Source organism: Paenibacillus sp. FSL R5-0519 (genome assembly GCF_037974275.1).
Lineage (GTDB): Bacteria > Bacillota > Bacilli > Paenibacillales > Paenibacillaceae > Paenibacillus.
This window is the reverse complement of record NZ_CP150234.1, coordinates 6530042-6549719: the sequence shown is the minus strand read 5'-3', so window position 1 is coordinate 6549719 and position 19678 is coordinate 6530042. Positions and strand designations below refer to the sequence as shown.

General features: G+C 47.8%; 19 protein-coding genes. All 19 read left to right on the top strand.

The features are described from left to right. Positions 1 to 215 precede the first annotated feature (215 nt). Entirely contained in the window at positions 216 to 488 is a 273-nt protein-coding gene (locus tag MKY73_RS29520; protein WP_017691362.1) for an HU family DNA-binding protein, read from the top strand. Next, on the top strand, positions 488 to 766 hold the full coding sequence (locus MKY73_RS29515; RefSeq protein ID WP_124118808.1) for an RNA-binding S4 domain-containing protein: 279 nt from the start codon (positions 488 to 490) through the stop codon (positions 764 to 766). Before MKY73_RS29520 ends, MKY73_RS29515 begins: the two co-directional genes overlap by 1 nt. A gap of 172 nt (positions 767 to 938) precedes the next feature. After that, entirely contained in the window at positions 939 to 1223 is a 285-nt protein-coding gene (yabP, locus tag MKY73_RS29510; protein WP_105602444.1) for a sporulation protein YabP, read from the top strand. Next, positions 1220 to 1789 (top strand): spore cortex biosynthesis protein YabQ, encoded by a 570-nt coding sequence (gene yabQ / locus MKY73_RS29505; RefSeq protein WP_339304972.1) that lies wholly within the window; start codon positions 1220 to 1222, stop codon positions 1787 to 1789. The genes yabP and yabQ overlap by 4 nt, the downstream gene beginning before the upstream one ends. Positions 1790 to 1800: 11 nt before the next feature. Continuing rightward, positions 1801 to 2136, top strand: coding sequence for a septum formation initiator family protein (locus tag MKY73_RS29500; protein ID WP_339304970.1), 336 nt, complete (start codon positions 1801 to 1803; stop codon positions 2134 to 2136). A 198-nt stretch (positions 2137 to 2334) separates the two neighbouring features. Further along, positions 2335 to 2865: a S1 domain-containing RNA-binding protein gene (locus tag MKY73_RS29495; RefSeq protein ID WP_017691357.1), complete on the top strand. Its 531-nt coding sequence runs from the start codon at positions 2335 to 2337 to the stop codon at positions 2863 to 2865. 485 nt (positions 2866 to 3350) lie between these two features. Further along, positions 3351 to 5858, top strand: coding sequence for a stage II sporulation protein E (gene spoIIE / locus MKY73_RS29490; protein WP_339304968.1), 2508 nt, complete (start codon positions 3351 to 3353; stop codon positions 5856 to 5858). A gap of 85 nt (positions 5859 to 5943) precedes the next feature. After that, positions 5944 to 6696, top strand: a complete 753-nt coding sequence (locus tag MKY73_RS29485) for a VWA domain-containing protein (protein ID WP_339238937.1) — start codon at positions 5944 to 5946, stop codon at positions 6694 to 6696. Next, the gene (locus tag MKY73_RS29480; RefSeq protein ID WP_253428901.1) at positions 6680 to 7627 is read left to right on the top strand and encodes a serine/threonine protein kinase; all 948 of its coding nucleotides are present in this window, start codon (positions 6680 to 6682) and stop codon (positions 7625 to 7627) included. The genes MKY73_RS29485 and MKY73_RS29480 overlap by 17 nt, the downstream gene beginning before the upstream one ends. Before the next feature lie 44 nt (positions 7628 to 7671). Further along, positions 7672 to 9111: a tRNA lysidine(34) synthetase TilS gene (tilS, locus tag MKY73_RS29475; RefSeq protein WP_339304966.1), complete on the top strand. Its 1440-nt coding sequence runs from the start codon at positions 7672 to 7674 to the stop codon at positions 9109 to 9111. A gap of 52 nt (positions 9112 to 9163) precedes the next feature. Further along, complete coding sequence (gene hpt, locus MKY73_RS29470; RefSeq protein WP_017691352.1) at positions 9164 to 9703, top strand: hypoxanthine phosphoribosyltransferase; 540 nt, start codon at positions 9164 to 9166, stop codon at positions 9701 to 9703. 100 nt (positions 9704 to 9803) lie between these two features. Then, the gene (gene ftsH / locus MKY73_RS29465; protein WP_339238940.1) at positions 9804 to 11849 is read left to right on the top strand and encodes an ATP-dependent zinc metalloprotease FtsH; all 2046 of its coding nucleotides are present in this window, start codon (positions 9804 to 9806) and stop codon (positions 11847 to 11849) included. Between the two features lie 299 nt (positions 11850 to 12148). Continuing rightward, complete coding sequence (gene nadA, locus MKY73_RS29460; protein WP_017691350.1) at positions 12149 to 13087, top strand: quinolinate synthase NadA; 939 nt, start codon at positions 12149 to 12151, stop codon at positions 13085 to 13087. Positions 13088 to 13122: 35 nt separating this feature from the next. Next, entirely contained in the window at positions 13123 to 14757 is a 1635-nt protein-coding gene (nadB, locus tag MKY73_RS29455) for an L-aspartate oxidase (protein ID WP_339304965.1), read from the top strand. Then, positions 14754 to 15620 (top strand): carboxylating nicotinate-nucleotide diphosphorylase, encoded by an 867-nt coding sequence (gene nadC / locus MKY73_RS29450; RefSeq protein WP_339304964.1) that lies wholly within the window; start codon positions 14754 to 14756, stop codon positions 15618 to 15620. Before nadB ends, nadC begins: the two co-directional genes overlap by 4 nt. A gap of 6 nt (positions 15621 to 15626) precedes the next feature. After that, positions 15627 to 16397, top strand: coding sequence for a type III pantothenate kinase (locus MKY73_RS29445; RefSeq protein ID WP_026081372.1), 771 nt, complete (start codon positions 15627 to 15629; stop codon positions 16395 to 16397). A gap of 103 nt (positions 16398 to 16500) precedes the next feature. Next, complete coding sequence (gene hslO / locus MKY73_RS29440) at positions 16501 to 17391, top strand: Hsp33 family molecular chaperone HslO (protein WP_339304962.1); 891 nt, start codon at positions 16501 to 16503, stop codon at positions 17389 to 17391. Between the two features lie 23 nt (positions 17392 to 17414). Then, positions 17415 to 18365, top strand: a complete 951-nt coding sequence (locus MKY73_RS29435) for a peptidyl-prolyl cis-trans isomerase (RefSeq protein WP_339304960.1) — start codon at positions 17415 to 17417, stop codon at positions 18363 to 18365. A 344-nt stretch (positions 18366 to 18709) separates the two neighbouring features. Beyond that, a complete protein-coding gene (gene cysK / locus MKY73_RS29430) occupies positions 18710 to 19648 on the top strand; it encodes a cysteine synthase A (RefSeq protein WP_339238945.1) in 939 nt (312 codons plus the stop codon). Positions 19649 to 19678 lie beyond the last annotated feature (30 nt).

Below are 19678 nucleotides of genomic sequence, written 5' to 3'. Positions count from 1 at the left end.
ATTAGGCTTGGTGTTTAGCGACAGATGATTTCGGGTACTGGTCTTAGACTGTTCCCTGCGGACCATCGACAAAAAGCTAAAAAAAGTCGCGGACCAAGGCAGGATTTCAGATGCCAAGCCAGAATACATGTGTAGTGACCTAACGCGAATCAGCGGCAATCGATGTATTGTCAGGATCGCAGATACTTTTTTTTCAATTTGGGAGGCTTTTAAAAATGAACAAAACAGATCTGATTAACAACATTTCAACCAAAAGTGGTTTGACTAAAAAAGACGTTGAGTCCGTATTGAACGGCTTTTTGGGAGAAATTACAGATGCACTTGCCAGCGGAGACAAAGTACAATTGATCGGCTTTGGCACTTTTGAGACCCGCAAACGTTCCGGTCGTACCGGACGTAACCCACAAACAGGGAATGAAATCGTGATTCCTGAGTCCACTGTTCCTGCATTCAAAGCAGGCAACAAACTTAAAGAAGCCGTAAAATAATGCGTCTTGATAAATTCCTGAAGGTCTCCCGGCTAATCAAACGCCGCACTGTGGCCAAGGACGTCTCTGAACAGGGACGTGTTCTGGTGAACGGACGTGAAGCAAAGCCCAGCGCCAATGTCAAAGTGGGCGATGAGCTGACGGTTCAGTTCGGTCAGAAACTGGTCACCGTGAAGGTGGAACGAATTGCCGAGAGTACCAAGAAGGATGAGGCGAGTAGCCTCTACACCTTGGTGAAGGAAGAGCCGATCGCCAAGGATAACGGGATGAACTGGTAACAGTACATCTGGTATTGAATATGCATTCAATGCAAGTTGAATCGAAACGTCCTCCTATCACAGGGAAGGGCGTTTTTGTTTTTACTGGAAGACGGGTTATTTGTTCAACAACGCTGGTTCTATTCCGACCTCCACATCCATAAGCTAGGTGTAAGAAGGAGGGGTACATGCCATGGTTGAGCACGGTAAGGCCAAACAGCATCATCTGAGCATGCAGAATCGGAAACTGCTGGATCTGACGGGTGTCTCCAACGTGGAGAGCTTCGACAGTGAGGAATTTTTGCTGCAGACTGAACTTGGGCATCTGACCATCCGGGGGCACAATTTACATATCAAAAACCTGAGCCTTGAGGAAGGTCTCTTATCCATTGAAGGCACAGTTAGCTCTCTGCAATATCTGGACCCCGGTTCCCAGAACAAGAATAGTAAAGGCCTGTTCGGCAAGATGTTCCGATGAGTCCGGATACTCAATGGATCACATTGATGTGGATGCTTACTTCGGGGGTCGTGATGGGAATGGCCTATGACAGTTACCGGGTACTGTCCGGACAGCTGCGGTTTCCGAGATGGAGTATTCACACGCTCGATCTGTTGTATTGGGTTGCTTCCGCGCTGTTCGTTTTTCGGATGCTATACGCCGGAAACCACGGACAGTTGCGGTTTTATGTCTTTTTGGGGCTGATTATAGGGGTTTGCTTCTATTTTTGGCTTTTAAGTGTTACAACCCAGCGTTTTGTGGTAATGTTAATTAAACTCGCAAGAACGCTGATTCATTGGTGTGGACATATCCTTAACATCCTGATCGTTATGCCGGCTAAAGGAATTTATAAGTTCATTCGCGTATTATTCGGTTTTGTAATTGCGATACTATTATTCCTGGGCAGGCTGGTACTGCAATGTTTGGTACCTTTCGGCAAGTTGTTCCGCTGGATGTTTAGGCCGCTCCTGAAATATTGGGTAACGCCACGCTTCATGATCCGTGTGGGTACAAGAATTGCAGCGATATGGAAACGCTGGTTTTAAGGAGGTCCGTAATGGGTAAAACACCTGTGGGCAGATCAAAGGCTCCAACTAACCAAGGAAAATCTGCCGGTGCAAAAAGGCGCCTCATGCTTTGGATGACGTTTATGATTGTATTTGTAATATGGGCAGGATATACATTCCTTGTGCAGAATGCACAAATTTCGGACAAGAGTTCTCATCTGGCTACTCAGCAAGCTTCAAAGGCAGATACGTTGAAGAAGCTGGAACAGTTGAAGTACGAAGTCAGCCGGTTGAATGACCCTGAATACATAGGACAGCTGGCACGGAAAAAAGGATATTATCTTCCTGAGGAAACGCCAATCCAGGTTGAAGAGTCAGGGAACTGATGGAATTCGGTCCATTACCGAGCTAGGTTTGTTATCCGTGTGTCTGAAGCCGTTAAACCGGAAAAAATAGGCTCTCTGATGGGGTAGTGTTCAGTTGACCTTGGTTTACGGCATAAGGTATAATTACATTAGCGCAGCATTGATTTTGGCATTCAAAAAATCGGGTTGTATATTTTTAAGGGAGGATCATTTTATTCTATGGCAATTGAAGTGGGCACCAAGTTAGAGGGCAAGGTGACAGGAATCACGCATTTTGGAGCATTTGTGGATCTGTCAGGAGGTGTCACGGGTCTCGTTCACATCTCGGAAATCGCCGACAATTACGTCAAAGATGTCAACGACCACCTGAAGCTGAATGACCTCGTTACAGTGAAGGTTATCAACGTTGACAAGGATGGCAAGATCGGACTTTCCATTAAGCAAGCTGTTGACAAACCGGTTGAGCAACAAACACAATCCAGACCCCCGAGAGCTCCTAGACCGGAACGCAGTGGAGGAGATCGCGAACGATTCAGCGGCGGAGGCCCAAGTGGTGGCCAAGGTCGTGGTGGCGGCGGCGGTGGATTTAACCGTGGTGACCGCGGTGGCCGTTCTTTCAAGCCCGCAGCAGGCAAACCTTCATTTGAGGATAAAATGTCACGCTTCCTGAAAGATAGTGAAGAGCGGATCTCTTCGCTTAAGAAGAACACAGAAGGCAAACGTGGAGGCCGCGGAGCCAAGCGTGTGTAATCTGGCACAACCTGATCTAAACATATAAGTAAAACCGTTAGCCCTTGGGCTAACGGTTTTTTTGCATTTCTTTCACAAATGATTTTCACAGATAAGAGTGGAATAGCTTTTTTTGTAAAGTGAATCTCCATATCCCCGGTTTTTCTGCACGACAAAATGGAACCATAAGAACATTTGTCGTCTACCATTTTTTACCGACAGGTTTCCGTGGCATTCCACAGCTATCCTGCTCAAATGATGGCGAGACCAAAGCATCGCCAGTTCAAAATCAGACATTGCCTTTGTCGGAATGAAGTAAGGGAAGGACAGAAACCACAATAAGGCCGGGGGTTTTGCTCCACCGCGCCAGGTTCGTTTCTTTTGTCGTAAACTTTTTGGACCCTGCCCACCTATTCTGACAAACTACGTCTTCTATTCTATCTATAATCAGAACCATCGAGAACGAAACACGAAAATTCAAATTAATCGAATGGGGTGCCTTGAGGATGATGGAAAAGTGGAATGTCATTCAATTTCCGGGAATGAAAGCAGGTAAAGGTGGTACGGAAGCTCGGGAGGAGTTGTCTGTACGTCTGAAACAGTGGCTTGGCTCCCGCAAGGCTGTCCAAATGGTGGCTTCCCGCAAATGGGTACTGCTGCTTACGTTTATGGGATTTCTGCTCGGAAAGGCGATGATCCTGAATGAGTTATCTCCTTTTGCCATTGCGTACTTCGCCGTAATTGCTTTCATGCGCAGGGATTACATCATTCCGGTAGGCGCCGCTCTACTCGCAGGTAGTCTCTTTGCACCGTTTCCCGTACCACTCATTGTTGCATCAGAGATCGCCATCTTTTATCTGCTCTTCCGCGGTCTGGAGTCATATGATCGTGCTGAATTATCTTATGCGCCGACGATGGTGTTTACCACTACATTTATGGTCAAATTATTCGCGGTTGTGATCGGGCCATCCTTCAGCTGGTACGCTATGTTGATGCTCACGATGGATTCGGTACTAAGCTTCGTGCTTACCCTTGTTTTCATACAAGCCATACCGATCTTCACCTACCGCAAAAAAAAGTTCAGCCTAAAGAACGAGGAGATCCTCTGCCTGATTATATTGCTCGCTTCCGTTATGACGGGAGCCGTGGGGTGGACCATTCAATCCTTATCCGTCGAGCATATGCTCTCCCGTTATCTCATATTAATCTTTGCGCTGGTGGGCGGAGCCCCCCTCGGAGCCTCAGTTGGGGTCATTACCGGCTTGATTCTGAGTCTGGCTGACATGTCAGCGGTGTATCAGATGAGCCTGCTTGCTTTTGCCGGGATGCTGGCAGGGATGCTTCGAGAGGGTAAAAGTGCGGGGGTTGCACTGGGCATGCTGCTAGGTTCGTCCATTCTATCCATCTACTTGGGTGGGCCAGGTGATGTGATGAATTCATTATGGGAGACATGTGCGGCTATCGTTCTGTTTATGTTGACACCTAAGAGCCTGATGACGGCGATATCGAAATATGTACCAGGTACGCAGGACCATACTAAATCCCAGCATGAGTATGCCAAACGGATTAGGGATATCACGGCAGAACGGGTCACTCGCTTCTCGCAGGTATTCCGTCAATTGTCACGCAGCTTTGATCAGATGTCCGGTGCGGGCGAGCCAGTACAGAAAGAAAGTGGAATGGATCATTTCATGAATGCGGTTGCCGAGGGCACATGTGCAAGCTGCTTCAAGCGTACGCAATGTTGGGATGCCAAGTTTATTCAGACCTACAAATACATGACCGATGTGATGAGTACCATTGAAGGGAACCCGGAGATTTCAGGTAAGCAGATTCCAGTGGAATGGAACAGGGTGTGTTCGAAGCCGGAAGAGGTACTTGAAGTCATGCGTGCCCAATACGGGCTGCATCAGCATAACATGCAGTGGAAACGCCAGATTATTGATAGCCGGCAGCTGGTTGCAGAGCAATTGTCCGGTGTATCTCAGGTCATGGAGGACCTGGCCAAAGAAATTCAGCGGGAAAGTGAGGAAATGGTGCAACAGGAGGAACAGATTCGGGATGCACTGGAGTCACTGGGCCTGTCCATTCACTCTATTGAAATCATCAATCTGGAAGCGGGCAATGTGGAAATTGAGATAGTACATGCATATACACGGGGATTCGATGAGTGCCGGAAAATGATCGCTCCGCTGATCTCGGATGTACTGGACGAACATATCGCCGTCTTGCATGAGACGATGACCGACCCTCGCCAGGGACTGGCGACTGTTACGTTTGGTTCAGCCAAAACGTTCGAGGTAACCACCGGTGTTGCTGCTGCTGCCAAAGGGGGAGATGTGATGTCAGGCGACAGCTTTAGCACGGTTGAGTTAGGAAACGGTACATTTGCGGTTGCACTCAGTGATGGAATGGGCAATGGGGAACGGGCTCGCATGGAGAGTAGCGCGGCACTGAACATACTGGAGCAGTTGCTACAGTCAGGCATGGACGAGAAACTGGCGATCAAATCCGTGAATTCCGTTCTGATGCTGCGCTCCCCTGAAGAGATGTATGCCACAGTGGATATGGCACTGATTGATGAGTATACGGCAGAGACAACGTTTATGAAAATCGGATCAACACCAAGCTTTATCAAACGTGGACAGGAGGTTATTCAGGTTTCAGCCAGCAATTTGCCAATTGGTATTATTAAAGATATTGAAGTGGATTTGGTGACGGTACAGCTACAACCAGGTGATATCCTCATTATGATGACGGATGGCATCTATGATGCACCGGGGTATGCTGTTAACAAAGAGCTATGGATGAAACGGCTCATTCAAGAGATTGATACAGACGATCCACAAGATTTGGCCGATTGCCTGCTTGAAAGTGTCATAAGATATCAGCAGCATGAAATTCTGGATGATATGACCGTCGTTGTTGGAAAAGTAGAGCATTTCCGTCCTGAATGGGCCACACTGCGTGTGCCCGGCATTAATCGGATGGAGCGACCACGGACCGTCAGCTAATTGCATATTCTTCTGTTTGAAGTCTCTTCAATCTGGCAATGCTAGTCATAGAGTTGGAGAGTAACGAATAACGGAGGGATATCGGATGAAGCAAATCTTATTGATCACCGACGGTTGTTCCAATGTAGGACCAAGTCCGGTGCTGGCAGCGGCCGAAGCACAGGAAGAGGGCATTACGGTTAATGTAGTTGGCGTGATTGATTATGGAACCATTGGTGAGTTGGGCAGTCGGGAGATTGAGGATATTGCCAGAGCCGGAGGTGGAATCAGCCAAATCGTAGGTACACGGCAGCTTGCCCATACCATGCAGATGATGACAAGGAAAACGGTGGTTCAGACTATTCAGCAGGCGGTTAATAGAGAGTTAACACAAATTTTGGGGGAGAAGGAGCCCAAAACGGTAACCGATCTGGAGCCTGCACAACGCGCCCGGGTCGTGGAAGTGATGGATGACATGGCTGAAACTACAGCCTTACAGGTGATATTGCTAATCGACGTCAGTGCCAGCATGAAGCCCAAACTGGCAGCGGTTGAAGAGGGCATTCGCGATTTAATGTTGAGTTTGCAGGCGCGTGTAGGTCAGAGCAAGCTTTCCGTATTTCATTTCCCGGGACGACACAGTGGAGAAGATGCGGTAATGGATATTGACTGGACAACGGATCCAGGTCGTGTTCGGTCCCTGTTTGGAAGGTTGCAGATGAAGGGTGCAACACCGACAGGTCCTGCAATTCAGAAGGTGATTGATTTTTACCGTTATGGTACACTGGAGGAACAGCAGGAAATAGAAGGGAACTATCGCATTGAAAGAGAAGGGATGCTCGGTGACAACGTTGTCTGACGCCTCTTTCCCGCCAGGAACAGTGGTTACAGGGAAATGGAATCGCAGTCGTTACACGATTCGGAAGCTACTGGGCAAAGGAGCCAATGGCATCGTTTTTCTTGTCCAACGGGGTGAAAATGGCAAACACTACGCGCTAAAAATGGGATTTGATCCGGTAGATCTACAATCGGAAGTCAATGTGCTCAAATCTTTTCAACTACAGCGTAATCATGAAGCCCTTCGGCAGAGCGGCATTCCTTCCTATCTCAAAGATGTGGATGATTATGCCGTTCGTGGCCGGGATATTCCCTTTTATGTGATGCGTTACGTTAGAGGTGAGGCTCTTCATCACTTCATTCGGCGTCAGGGGACAGACTGGACACTTCTGGTGGGACTTAGGCTCTTGCAGAAGTTGGCACAATTGCATCAGGCAGGATGGGTGTTTGGTGATCTCAAACCTCAGAATGTGCTGGTGTCCGATTATGGGCAGGTAGAACTGATCGACTACGGCGGAGTTACGTCTATTGGTCGAAGCGTCAAGCAGTTCACCGAATGGTATGATCGGGGCTTCTGGAATGCAGGCAGCCGTACAGCCGATGGTACCTATGATGTGTTTGCATTTGCATTATTGTTGATTCATGTACTTGAAGCAGACGCGCTCAAGGCACTGGCAGCAGAAGGATTACCACAACTGCGAAGTGTGAATCAGCTCGTAGCGCTGGTGGAACGCAGTGAACGACTGGGTCCTTTTCGCAATTGGACGATTCAGGCACTACGAGGTCAGTTTCGTGATGCAGGTCATGCGGCACAAGCGTGGAAGGAAATGATGGCTCGTCCCACGCCTCTACGCCGTCGTTCCAAAAGTACAACACCGCGCTGGCTTAAGAACGCATTCGCTGTATCTGTGATATTACTTATTGGAGTGCTCATCTATGCACTGCGTTTCTGATCTGTGAGAGTGCATATACATAACGCAAGGAATGAGGAACAGGTATGGAGGCTTTACGCTGGAACATGCTGGTGAAGAACGTGCTGGATGCAGCGGAAGAGCATCAGTTATGGGTTCCCGGGGATCGGATTGTCGTCGCAGTATCGGGCGGGCCGGACTCGGTGGCTTTTTTGCATATCATGCACGAGATCAGCAAGCGGCATGTCCCGCTTGAATTGATCTGTGCGCATGTGCATCATGGTTTCCGTCCCGAATCGGATGATGAAGCCGAAAAAATGATGGAACTGGCACAGCAGCTTGGCATTGCATTTGAATGGACCAAGGCCGATGTTCCTTCATATATGGAGCTGACGGGTCAAGGACCACAGGAGGCTGCCCGCAACAAGCGGTATGCTTTTCTACATGAAGTAGCTACCAAGTATAATGCCGCAAGCATCGCTTTGGCACATCATGCGGATGATCAGGCGGAGACAGTCATGCTTCATTTGCTTCGTGGAACCGGCTTGTCGGGACTCTCAGGAATGAAGTTTAAAAGGCGAGAAAAAAATGTGGAACTTATTCGTCCATGCCTTCGTATAAACAAGACAGACCTTGTAGAAGCTTGTAATACCCAGGGTTTTATGTATTTTAATGATGAAAGCAACACCCTGCGTAAATATCGGCGTAATGCCATTCGCTTGGATGTGCTTCCTTTTTTGGGGCAGTATAATGGACAACTCACGCCGTCATTGAATCGGCTTGCCGAAATTGTGGGTGATGAAGACGATTTCATGGAGCAGAGTGCATATGACACATACAGGTGTCTAGTGCAGGTGAACGGCGGAAGGCAAACCTTTGAGGTGCCTTCCTTCTTGAAGTTACATGTCGCTTTACAACGAAGGTTGATTAAACTAATATTGAATTATCTGCCTTTGGACAGTGATTTTGTCGACTTTACCCGTATAGAAACCATTCGACACAAGGTCATGGAGACCCATGTGACGACCTGGAGCCTGGATATAGGACAGACACTCGCCTGCACTAGGGAGTATAATCTGATTTCTTTCGGCATACGGACGGACGTACAGGATCAATCTTACGAGTATCGTCTTGCGCAATGGAGTGGAACTTATGAGCTTTCACTCACCCCAATTAATCGATATATTCGGTTGATGACGGTGAGTCCCGAGGACTATCATGTACCGGAATCGGCGGATCAAGCCGCGTTTGATGCGGATCAACTGCTTATGCCGCTGGTTGTGCGTTCACGGTTACCTGGAGATACCATGAAAGTAATGGGATTAAACGGAAGCAAAAAGGTGAAAAATATTTTCATCGATGAGAAAATCCCCCCATCTGTCCGTCCACGTATTCCTGTGGTATGTGATGGAGCAGGTCATATCATCTGGTTACCGGGTGTTCGACGGTCCAGTGTGGCTCCTGTCAGGGAGGGCACTTCCGCAATCCTGTACATGACTGTAGGCGATTCAGCGATTCAGGGGTAGTGGTTATGGTTCAGGTAAGGCTTTCATAGTATAACTTAGGAGGTTCGCACAGTTGCAGAACGACATTCAAGAAGTATTGATCAGTGAAGAAGAAATTCAGAGTAAAGTCAAGGAATTAGGTGCAACACTAAGTGCCGAATATGCAAACCGCAATCCTTTGGTCATTTGTGTGCTCAAGGGTGCGTTTATATTTATGGCTGATTTGGTTAAAAACATAACGGTACCTGTTGAAATGGATTTTATGGCGGTATCCAGTTACGGCGCTTCCACCAAGTCATCAGGTGTTGTCAAAATCATTAAGGATCTGGATGTGTCCGTTGAAGGACGGGAAGTTCTGATTGTCGAAGATATTATCGACAGCGGACTTACACTCAGCTATCTGATTGAACTGTTAGAAAACCGCGGTGCCGAATCGGTGCGTGTGGTTACGCTGTTCGACAAGCCTTCAGGCCGTAAAGTTGAGTTGGAAGCTCATTACACAGGCTTTGACATTCCTGACGCGTTCATCGTTGGTTACGGTTTGGATTTTGCGGAGAAGTACCGGAACCTGCCCTATATCGGGATTTTGAAGCCGGAAGTCTATAGTAGCTAATATCCTGCCCGACCCAAGCCTTGAGCTGTTCTTGGCTTCTGTTGAGAAGCCATGTCGGGCTATGTTAAAATAATTAAAGTGTCTCGAGAGGAGGTAGGGGATGAATCGGTTCATCCGGAATTCTGGTTTTTATTTGATTCTTTTTTTAGTTGTGGTGGGGATAGTCCAGTTCGTCAGCAATGGCGGCGAAGCCACCGATAATCCTAGATATGATCAGTTGCGTGCAGCGATCAAAGCCAACAATGTCTCTGAATTGACGGTTCAATTCAACGGTCAAACGTATCTCGTGACCGGTCAATACAAGAAGGCACCAGATGGCGCCAAATCAGAAAATTTCTCAACGTATATTCCTCCTACGGATGAGGCAATTAGTGAGCTTGTAGCTGCAAGTGAAACTAACAATTTCCAATATCATCAGGAGCCAATGAAAGGTGACAGCATCTGGTTGACGTTGCTGACTTCCTTTATCCCTTTGATCATTATGTTCCTGCTGTTCTTCTTCCTGTTTAATCAGGCTCAAGGCGGCGGCGGTAAAGTAATGAACTTTGGTAAAAGCCGTGCTCGTCTCTATAACGAAGAGAAGAAGCGGGTTACATTTGAAGATGTTGCGGGTGCTGACGAAGAGAAACAGGAACTTGTTGAGGTTGTAGACTTCCTCAAGGACCCTCGTAAATTCGCAGCAGTAGGTGCACGGATTCCTAAGGGCGTATTGCTCGTAGGTCCTCCAGGTACAGGTAAAACGTTGCTCGCTCGTGCGGTAGCCGGTGAAGCGGGTGTACCATTCTTCAGTATTTCAGGTTCCGACTTCGTGGAAATGTTTGTCGGTGTCGGTGCATCACGTGTACGTGATTTGTTTGAAAATGCAAAGAAAAATGCGCCATGTATCATCTTTATCGATGAGATTGATGCTGTAGGACGTCAGCGTGGTGCTGGTCTTGGTGGTGGTCACGATGAGCGTGAGCAAACACTCAACCAGTTGCTCGTTGAAATGGACGGTTTCGGAGCTAACGAAGGTATTATCATCGTAGCTGCAACGAACCGTGCGGATATTTTGGACCCTGCCTTGCTGCGTCCAGGACGTTTTGACCGTCAAATTACGGTTGACCGCCCTGATGTTAAAGGTCGTGAAGCTGTCCTGAAAGTACATTCCCGTAATAAACCACTGACTAAAGACGTGAAGATGGATATTATCGCGAAACGTACAACAGGCTTCTCTGGTGCAGATTTGGAGAATCTCTTGAACGAAGCGGCATTGCTCGCAGCACGTCGTAATCGTAAAGATATTTCCATGAAAGAAGTTGACGAAGCGATTGACCGTGTCATCGTTGGTACGGAGAAGAAAAGCCGTGTCATCAGTGATCGTGAGAAACGAATCGTTGCTTATCACGAAGCAGGCCATACCATTGTAGGATACTTCCTGGAACATGCTGATATGGTACATAAAGTGACCATTATCCCACGCGGACGTGCGGGTGGATATGTAATCATGTTGCCAAAAGAAGACCGTATGCTGGTTACCAAGCAGGAACTGTTGGATAAAGTAACCGGACTTCTCGGAGGTCGTGTAGCTGAAGAATTGTTCATCGGAGAGATTGGTACTGGTGCATACAGTGACTTCCAGCAAGCGACAGGTATTGTTCGCAGCATGGTTATGGAATACGGAATGAGTGAGAAATTGGGACCTATGCAATTCGGAAGTTCACAAGGACAGGTATTCCTTGGTCGGGATATCGGTCATGAACAGAATTACTCGGATTCCATTGCGTATGAGATTGATCAGGAAATGCAACGCTTTATCAATGAATGTTATGAGAAATGTAAGGACTTGCTTGTTAAACATTCAAAAGAGATGCATCTGATCGCTCAAACTTTGCTTGAGGTAGAGACTTTGGAAATGGATCAGATCAAGCAATTGATCGAAACAGGTTCCTTAACTCCAAAAGCAGAGAACGACAATGATGGTGAAGGCACACCAACTGAAGGCGGAGAGCCAATCATCGACAACATCGGTGATGTGCGTGTCCGTATTCAAGGTAAAGATGAAACGCCTGAGCCACCAGCCGGAGATATTCCAAACGAGTCTCCGAATCTGGAAAAAGGTAATAACAATAACCCGGATGATGGCGGAACGAAGCCAACGTCTTAATGAATAATACATCTGGCTATGCTAGCAGGTGAAATCAGGAGAGCCCTTGGGCTCTCTTTTTTTGTCCATTATTTTAAAAGAGGATAGATACAGATAAACGGGAGTTAGATGGCGAACCAGTTAGCAAACAGGTGGTTAAGGTGCTGTACCGGGTCTTTTTCATTTATTGACAGAGTCGTGAACGTTGTGTAGATTAGTTGTTAAACCGCTTGTGATTCGTTTCTCAAGCGACATTAACGACTTAGGATGGCCCTACGAAACAGCGTATGACGCTGTCCCGATAAAGGAGAGGATCACAGGTGGAAGCTCTGGCTTTAGAGCGCAAGGCTGAGATGAACCGCGAGTTGCGTGAGCGGCTGATGGAATTGAAGAAGGAACGGAATGCCATTATTCTTGCCCATTATTATCAACGTGACGAGGTACAGGAGGTTGCTGACTTCCGTGGAGATTCGTTTTTATTAGCCCAGAAGGCAGCACAAACCGATGCCGATGTAATTGTTTTCTGTGGTGTTCATTTTATGGGTGAAAGCGCTAAAATTCTGGCGCCTAACAAAACCGTTATTATTCCGGATGAACGTGCGGGCTGCCCGATGGCAGATATGGTGAACGTGGATGGATTACGCAAATTGAAAGCACAACACCCTAACGCCAAGGTGGTTACTTATATCAATTCCTCGGCTGAGATTAAGGCTGAGACTGACATCTGTTGTACTTCAGCGAATGCAGTTCGGGTTATTCAATCGGTGGATTCCGACGAGATTATCTGGGTACCTGATAAAAACCTGGGACATTACGTGCAGCAGCATACAGACAAAAAAATGATTATCTGGGAAGGTTACTGCAACACGCATGATATGCTCACAGTCAAGGATGTAGTGGAGATGAGAGCCAAGCATCCAAATGCAGAGTTTGTTGTTCATCCAGAGTGTCGCCCTGAGGTTGTGGAAATGGGTGATTTCGTGGGCAGCACAACAGCTATTCTGGAGTATTGCAAAAATTCATCAGCGAAGGAATTTATCGTAGGTACGGAAGATGGCACAGGATATCAGCTTCGTCTGGATAGTCCGGATAAACAGTTCCATTTTGCTACCAAGTTCCTCGTATGTCCCAATATGAAGGTGAACAACTTGAAGAAACTGGTGAAATGCCTGGAAACGATGAAGCCGCAGATCTACGTGCCACCGGCTGTTGCCGACAAAGCCAGAGAATCACTAGAGCGCATGTTGTTAGTAAAATAGGATGCGCTACTCTTGCTCCAAGACAGGTGAATAACATGATACCGCAATATTTAGTAGATTTTGATCTGTCTGCGCTACCCATGGTAGAGACGGATGTACTGGTTATAGGCTCAGGGATTGCTGGCTTGTTTACTGCTATTAAGGCCAGTGAACAACAACGTGTATTAATGATCACGAAGAAGTCATTACTTGAAAGTAACACCAGATATGCGCAGGGAGGAATCGCTGCGGTTATTGCTGAGGATGATTCACCTGCTTACCACTTGCAGGATACACTTGTTGCAGGAGCGGGCTTATGCCGCTCCGAGGCGGTAGAGGTATTGGTGAACGAGGGTCCGGACGGAGTGAAGGAACTGATTCGTCTGGGTACTTTGTTTGATCTGGAGAACGGCGAGTTGGCATTGACGCAGGAAGGTGCGCATAGCCACCGCCGTATTTTGCATGCCAACGGGGATGCCACGGGATATGAGATTGTACGTGCACTTGCTGTCGAAGTGAATGAGCATCCCGGGATTGAAGTATGGGATGAGCATTTTGTTGTTGACCTGATTACAGAGCGAGGGGAATGCATTGGCGCACTGGTTCAAAAGGATGACGGATCGCAAGTGTTCGTGAAAGCACAGGCAACCGTTCTTTGCTCTGGCGGGGCAGGGCAACTATACCGATACACAACGAACCCGGATGTAGCTACTGCCGATGGTGTAGCAATGGCCTACCGGGCTGGGGCTATCGTGCGTGACATGGAATTTATCCAATTCCACCCAACCTCTCTTTGTTACCCGGGGGCCCCGCGTTTCCTTGTGTCAGAAGCCGTACGTGGTGAAGGAGCATATTTGCGCAATGTGAAGGGCGAACGCTTCATGGATCGTTATCATGTCCAGCTTGAACTGGCCCCACGCGATATCGTGGCACGAGCGATTGTTAGTGAGATGGAGTCCACCAACAGTACGTTCGTGTATTTGGACATTACGCATGAACAGCCAGAGATGATCAAGCACCGGTTTCCTACCATATATGAGACTTGTATGCGGTATGGATTGGACATGACAACCGACTGGATTCCCGTTGCACCTGCTGCCCATTACATGATGGGTGGCGTGAAAACGGATTTAAGTGGAGAGAGCAGCATCTCCCGATTATTTGCTTGTGGCGAGGTATCTTCTACAGGAGTGCATGGAGCTAACCGACTGGCAAGCAACTCCTTATCAGAAGCGATTGTATTTGGTCGGAGAATTGTTGAGCGTATTCAATCTCTTCCTCCGCTTGGTTCATTACAAGGAAGAGCGGGTGCGCCTTCATCTGCGGGCATGAATATCAAGATCAACAAGATCATGGAAGAGCAAAAGCCGGTATCCGAAAGACGCTTACGATTACAGAAAATGATGGTTCGTCAGGTAGGCTTGCGCCGAAAAGGTGAGGACCTGCAGAAGGCCATGGAGAAGCTGCAACAGGAATTGCAGTTTTTTGATCAGACACTTACTCATAAGGAAGAGTTGGAGTATGCCAATCTTCTGACCTGTGCCTGGTTAGTTACCGGCGGCGCATTACACCGCGAGGAGAGTCGGGGGGCTCACTATCGTGAGGATTTCCCGGTACGTGATGACATGGTGTGGCAGAAGCATAGTCTGCAGCAGCGAGAACAAGCGATTGTGGAGGAATTGATGTCATGATACTGAACGGATATAATGAAGGGCTTATCGAATCAATCAAAAACTGGCTTCGTGAAGATGTCGGTGCAGGTGACGTTACAACGAGTGTGACGATCCCAGCAGGCAACCAATCCAAGGCTATTATACACGCCAAAGACAATGGTATTATTGCAGGCATGACTGTGGCTGAACTTGTATTTCAGATCGTTGATCCTGATCTTGTTTTTACACCGAAGGTAATAGACGGAGACAAGGTTACCCACGGCACAATTTTAGCCGAGGTAGAGGGAAGTACACACTCGCTACTTACGGGGGAACGACTGGCACTCAACTTGCTGCAACGTATGTCCGGGATTGCTACGCGTACGCGTGCTTACGTTGATCTGCTGGATGGACTTGAGACCAGACTTGTGGATACTCGTAAGACAACGCCGGGTCACCGATTACTTGAGAAATACGCAGTGCGCGTGGGTGGCGGAGCGAATCATCGATTTGGACTGTACGATGCCGTTATGATTAAGGATAACCACATCAAGGGTGCAGGCGGAATCACTGAGGCGGTACAGCGTGCGCGAACCGTTATTCCACATACGATGACGATTGAAGTGGAGACTGAAAATCTGGAGCAGGTGAGAGAAGCCTTGCAAGCGGGGGCAGATATCATTATGCTGGATAACATGCATCCAGAGCGGATGCGTGAAGCGGTTGAGCTTATTCATGAACAGGCTCCTCATGTGAAGGTTGAAGCATCCGGCAACGTATCCCTCCAGACCATTCGTGGTATTGCTGAGAGTGGTGTGGATGTAATCTCGGTTGGCAGGTTAACCTATTCTTTTGAGAGCCTGGATATCAGCCTGGATTTAAATGAAAAGAAAGAGGGGTGAACCTCTTTGATTCTAGTTGTAGACGTGGGGAACAGCAATATGGTACTCGGCGTATATCAAGGCCGGGAATTGCTGCACCACTTTCGTCTGAGTACATCCCGTCAGTCAACAGTGGATGAATACGGCGTATTGATTTATAATTTATTTCATATGTCGGGCATCAGGGCAAGTGACATCGAAGGTGTCATCATCTCATCTGTGGTTCCGCCACTGGTGAATGTCATCGAAGCGATGTGTGAGAAATATGTAGGAAAAAAAGCTTTACTCGTCGGGCCCGGCATCAAAACCGGCTTGAACTTGCGATATGAGAACCCTCGTGAAGTGGGTGCAGATCGTATTGTGAATGCAGTGGCAGCCGTTGAGAAATATGGCGGCCCTCTCGTCGTGGTCGATTTCGGTACCGCAACGACCTTTGACTGTATTGACGAGAAAGGTCACTACCTGGGTGGAGCTATTGTACCTGGCATTCAGATCGCCACGGAAGCCCTTTATGAGCGGGCATCCAAGCTGCCTCGTATAGAGCTGGAGAAACCTAAAAAGGTGATTGGCCGTAATACTATTCATGCCATGCAAGCAGGTATTATATTTGGCTATGCAGGGCAGGTAGACGGTATTGTAGAACGCATTCGCGAAGAGATGGGTGCGAAACCCAGAGTTATCGCGACGGGTGGTCTCGCTACACTTATCGCAGAAGAAACCCGTAGTATAGAGGAAGTTGATCCGCTGCTTACGCTTGAAGGGCTGCGTATTATATATGAGCGGAACCGGGAAAGGTGAGCATAGAGACGGCATACAGCGGGCTGAGATTACAGCTTAAGTGTTGTGCCGTTTTTTCTGTGTTACGACTATTATGGCGATACGCCAAAGGAGGCTGAATGACTTGGAAAACAACAACAAGCATGACCGGTTAATTCGTGGTACAGCAATGAATGGAAAGGTAAGAGCCTTTGCTATCCAGACTACGGAACTGGTTGAGGAACTACGCAGAAGACATGATACGTTTCCCACGGCTACAGCTGCCATGGGGCGTACGGTTACAACTGCAGCCATTATGGGTGCAATGCTCAAAGGTGAAGAGAAGTTAACGGTACAAGTTAACGGCGATGGTCCAATTGGACAGATTGTAGCCGATGCCAATGCCAAAGGCGAAGTACGAGGATATGTTTCTAATCCACATGTACATCTGCCAAGCAACAGTGTGGGGAAACTGGACGTTGCCGGTGCGGTTGGAACGGAAGGTTTCATTAACATAACGAAAGACCTGGGATTGAAAGAGCCATATCGTGGCAGTGTACCTATTATTTCAGGAGAACTGGGTGAAGACTTCACGTACTATTTTGCTCAATCGGAGCAAACCCCTTCTGCTGTAGGCGTTGGCGTGCTCGTTGATACGGATAATTCCGTTATTGTCGCAGGCGGTTTCATTATGCAGCTGTTGCCGGGGTTGACAGATCAAGAGATCACGGCGATCGAAAATGCTATTAGTGAATTGCCGCCAGTGACGACTTTACTGGAGCAGGGGCTTGAATTGGAAGAGTTGCTTCGCCGATTGTTGCCAGATGTACAAGTAATGGAAGGATTGGATATTCATTTTAGCTGTGAGTGTTCACGTGAGCGGGTAGAGAAGACGCTAATCAGCCTGGGCCAAACGGAGATGGAACAATTAATTGAAGAAGAGGGCCAAGCTGAAGTAGTTTGCCAATTCTGTAATGAAGCTTATGACTTTAATAAAGAACAACTTGAGACCATCCTAGAGCAAGCCAAGAACTGATCTATGCGGGGACGGGATGCGGAATGACAAGACAGGAAAAAGGGTTGTGGACGGCTGTCATTGTCCTGACGCTGGGCATGCTGGTCATGGGTACGGTGATGGCTCTGCATGGTCTAAGACAGGGCAAAGACGAGGCAGATGCATCCCATGATGCCAATACGGAAGAAGGAAGCACCGTAGCGACGATCAACGGAGAAGTAATCACGGATAAAGAGTGGACCGATGCGCTGAAAAGACGTTACGGCAGTGAGTTATTACTCCAGATGTTAAACCGTAAAGCGGTATATGCCGAAGCAATTGAACGCAAGCTGATCGTCACTCCCCAAGAGATTGCAAGAGAGCTTGCGGCCGCGATGGATGGGTATGATTCGGAGAATGCGTATTATGACGAAATGAAGTCTCAATTGGGCCTGTCGAAACAGGAGCTTGAATTGGAAGCCGGCTACAGGCTGCTGTTGGAGAAAATCGCAACGATCGGCGTACAGATCAAGGATGCAGATATTGAGCATTACTGGACTGAACACCGTGAGGACTACGTTTCCCCCGAGAAATATGACTTGTCCATTATCGTAGTGAAGGAAGAAGAGGAAGCCGATTCCTTACTGGATGCGTTGGAGAAGGGGGAAGACTTTGAAGAAGCTGCCCGCAGGCAATCGACAGACAGCTTCTCTCGTGATGCTGGTGGCAGGCTGGGCTGGATTGAGCGGAATGATCCATTCCAGTCCGAAGAAATTCTTCAACTCGCTGCCGGACTGGATATAGGTAATATTGGTGGTCCAGTTCAAGTGGAAGAGGGCTATGCGATTATCAGACTCAATGATAAAGAAGAACAACAGGTGCAATCGGCCGAAGAGGTCCGTGAGGAGATTCGAATGCAGCTGGCTCTGAGTCAGGCGGATCCCTTGCCACAGGTCGAACAAATGCTGCGTAACAAGTATGAAGCCGTAATCCTGTCCGAGATTCCTGCCTCCTGAAATTTTATGGGAATATGGTCTCGCTCTGCAGCATCTTGATAAAAATACTCTGTCTGCGGTCTTAGGGCCGAAGGCAGAGTATTTTTTTGAGTACTCATATTGACAATAAGGGTTAACGTTGATAAGATGAAAATAATAAATACCTACTCGTTTACTCGGATATAAAAGATTTACTTATGAACAAAGAAACTTACGGAAACCTTCACCCTGTCTTGAAATATTTGCAGTAAGGGATGGGAGCAGCAGGATTTCCGCAGTTCTTCTATAACATCCCAGAGGCTATCGGCCGCACAGTATAGTTAACAGGACTCAAGTTTTATTCATCCACTAAGGAGGGCATTCATATGGCTAAAGTAGTTAATAACGTAACAGAACTCATCGGAGGTACTCCGCTTGTTCGTCTAAACCGTATCGTACCTGAAGGCAGTGCTGAAGTATTCGTGAAGCTGGAGTATCAGAATCCAGGTTCAAGCGTGAAAGACCGTATCGCAATTAGCATTGTGGAAGAAGCGGAAAAAGAAGGCAAGTTGAAACCAGGTGATACCATTATCGAAGCAACAAGTGGTAACACGGGAATTGGACTCGCGATGGTGGCTGCAGCCAAAGGCTACAAGTCCGTTATTGTAATGCCTGAGACCATGAGCTTGGAGCGTCGCAACTTGCTTCGTGCATACGGTGCTGAGCTTGTGCTTACACCTGGAGCTGAAGGTATGAACGGTGCTGTTAAAAAAGCCGAAGAACTGCTGAAAGAAAACCCATCCTATTTCATGGCTGAGCAATTTAAAAATAAAGCCAACGTGAAGATTCACCGTGAAACGACTGGCCCTGAAATTGTTGATGCAATCCAGTCTGTGGGCGGTACGTTGGATGCGTTCATTGCCGGAATTGGTACAGGCGGAACCATTACAGGTACAGGCGAAGTGCTGAAAGAAGCTTTCCCTGGTATTAAAATTGTTGCAGTTGAGCCAGCAGCTTCGCCAATTCTCGCAGGCGGCAAACCAGGACCTCATAAGATCCAAGGAATCGGTGCCAACTTTATTCCTGAGATCCTCGACCAAGAAATTTATGATGAGATCATCCACATTGAGAATGATGATGCATTCGAGACGGCTCGTCAGGTAGCGAAGGAAGAGGGCATCCTGTCCGGTATTTCTTCCGGTGCAGCGATCCGTGCAGGTCTCCAGGTTGCCAAACAGCTGGGTGCAGGCAAACGCGTTGTTGTAATCGTGCCAAGTAACGGTGAACGTTACCTCAGCACACCGCTTTACAACTTCGAAGGCTAAACCTACAAATGACAAAACCAATCCTCCTTG

Bases quoted from the DNA above. Each gene is read 5' to 3' on its own strand.
- MKY73_RS29435 (WP_339304960.1), top strand. From the start codon at position 17,415: ATGACAAGACAGGAAAAAGGGTTGTGGACGGCTGTCATTGTCCTGACG.
- yabP (WP_105602444.1), top strand. From the start codon at position 939: ATGGTTGAGCACGGTAAGGCCAAACAGCATCATCTGAGCATGCAGAAT.
- yabQ (WP_339304972.1), top strand. From the start codon at position 1,220: ATGAGTCCGGATACTCAATGGATCACATTGATGTGGATGCTTACTTCG.
- ftsH (WP_339238940.1), top strand. From the start codon at position 9,804: ATGAATCGGTTCATCCGGAATTCTGGTTTTTATTTGATTCTTTTTTTA.
- tilS (WP_339304966.1), top strand. From the start codon at position 7,672: ATGGAGGCTTTACGCTGGAACATGCTGGTGAAGAACGTGCTGGATGCA.
- MKY73_RS29515 (WP_124118808.1), top strand. From the start codon at position 488: ATGCGTCTTGATAAATTCCTGAAGGTCTCCCGGCTAATCAAACGCCGC.
- MKY73_RS29495 (WP_017691357.1), top strand. From the start codon at position 2,335: ATGGCAATTGAAGTGGGCACCAAGTTAGAGGGCAAGGTGACAGGAATC.
- spoIIE (WP_339304968.1), top strand. From the start codon at position 3,351: ATGATGGAAAAGTGGAATGTCATTCAATTTCCGGGAATGAAAGCAGGT.
- cysK (WP_339238945.1), top strand. From the start codon at position 18,710: ATGGCTAAAGTAGTTAATAACGTAACAGAACTCATCGGAGGTACTCCG.
- MKY73_RS29500 (WP_339304970.1), top strand. From the start codon at position 1,801: ATGGGTAAAACACCTGTGGGCAGATCAAAGGCTCCAACTAACCAAGGA.
- MKY73_RS29520 (WP_017691362.1), top strand. From the start codon at position 216: ATGAACAAAACAGATCTGATTAACAACATTTCAACCAAAAGTGGTTTG.
- nadC (WP_339304964.1), top strand. From the start codon at position 14,754: ATGATACTGAACGGATATAATGAAGGGCTTATCGAATCAATCAAAAAC.
- MKY73_RS29485 (WP_339238937.1), top strand. From the start codon at position 5,944: ATGAAGCAAATCTTATTGATCACCGACGGTTGTTCCAATGTAGGACCA.
- nadB (WP_339304965.1), top strand. From the start codon at position 13,123: ATGATACCGCAATATTTAGTAGATTTTGATCTGTCTGCGCTACCCATG.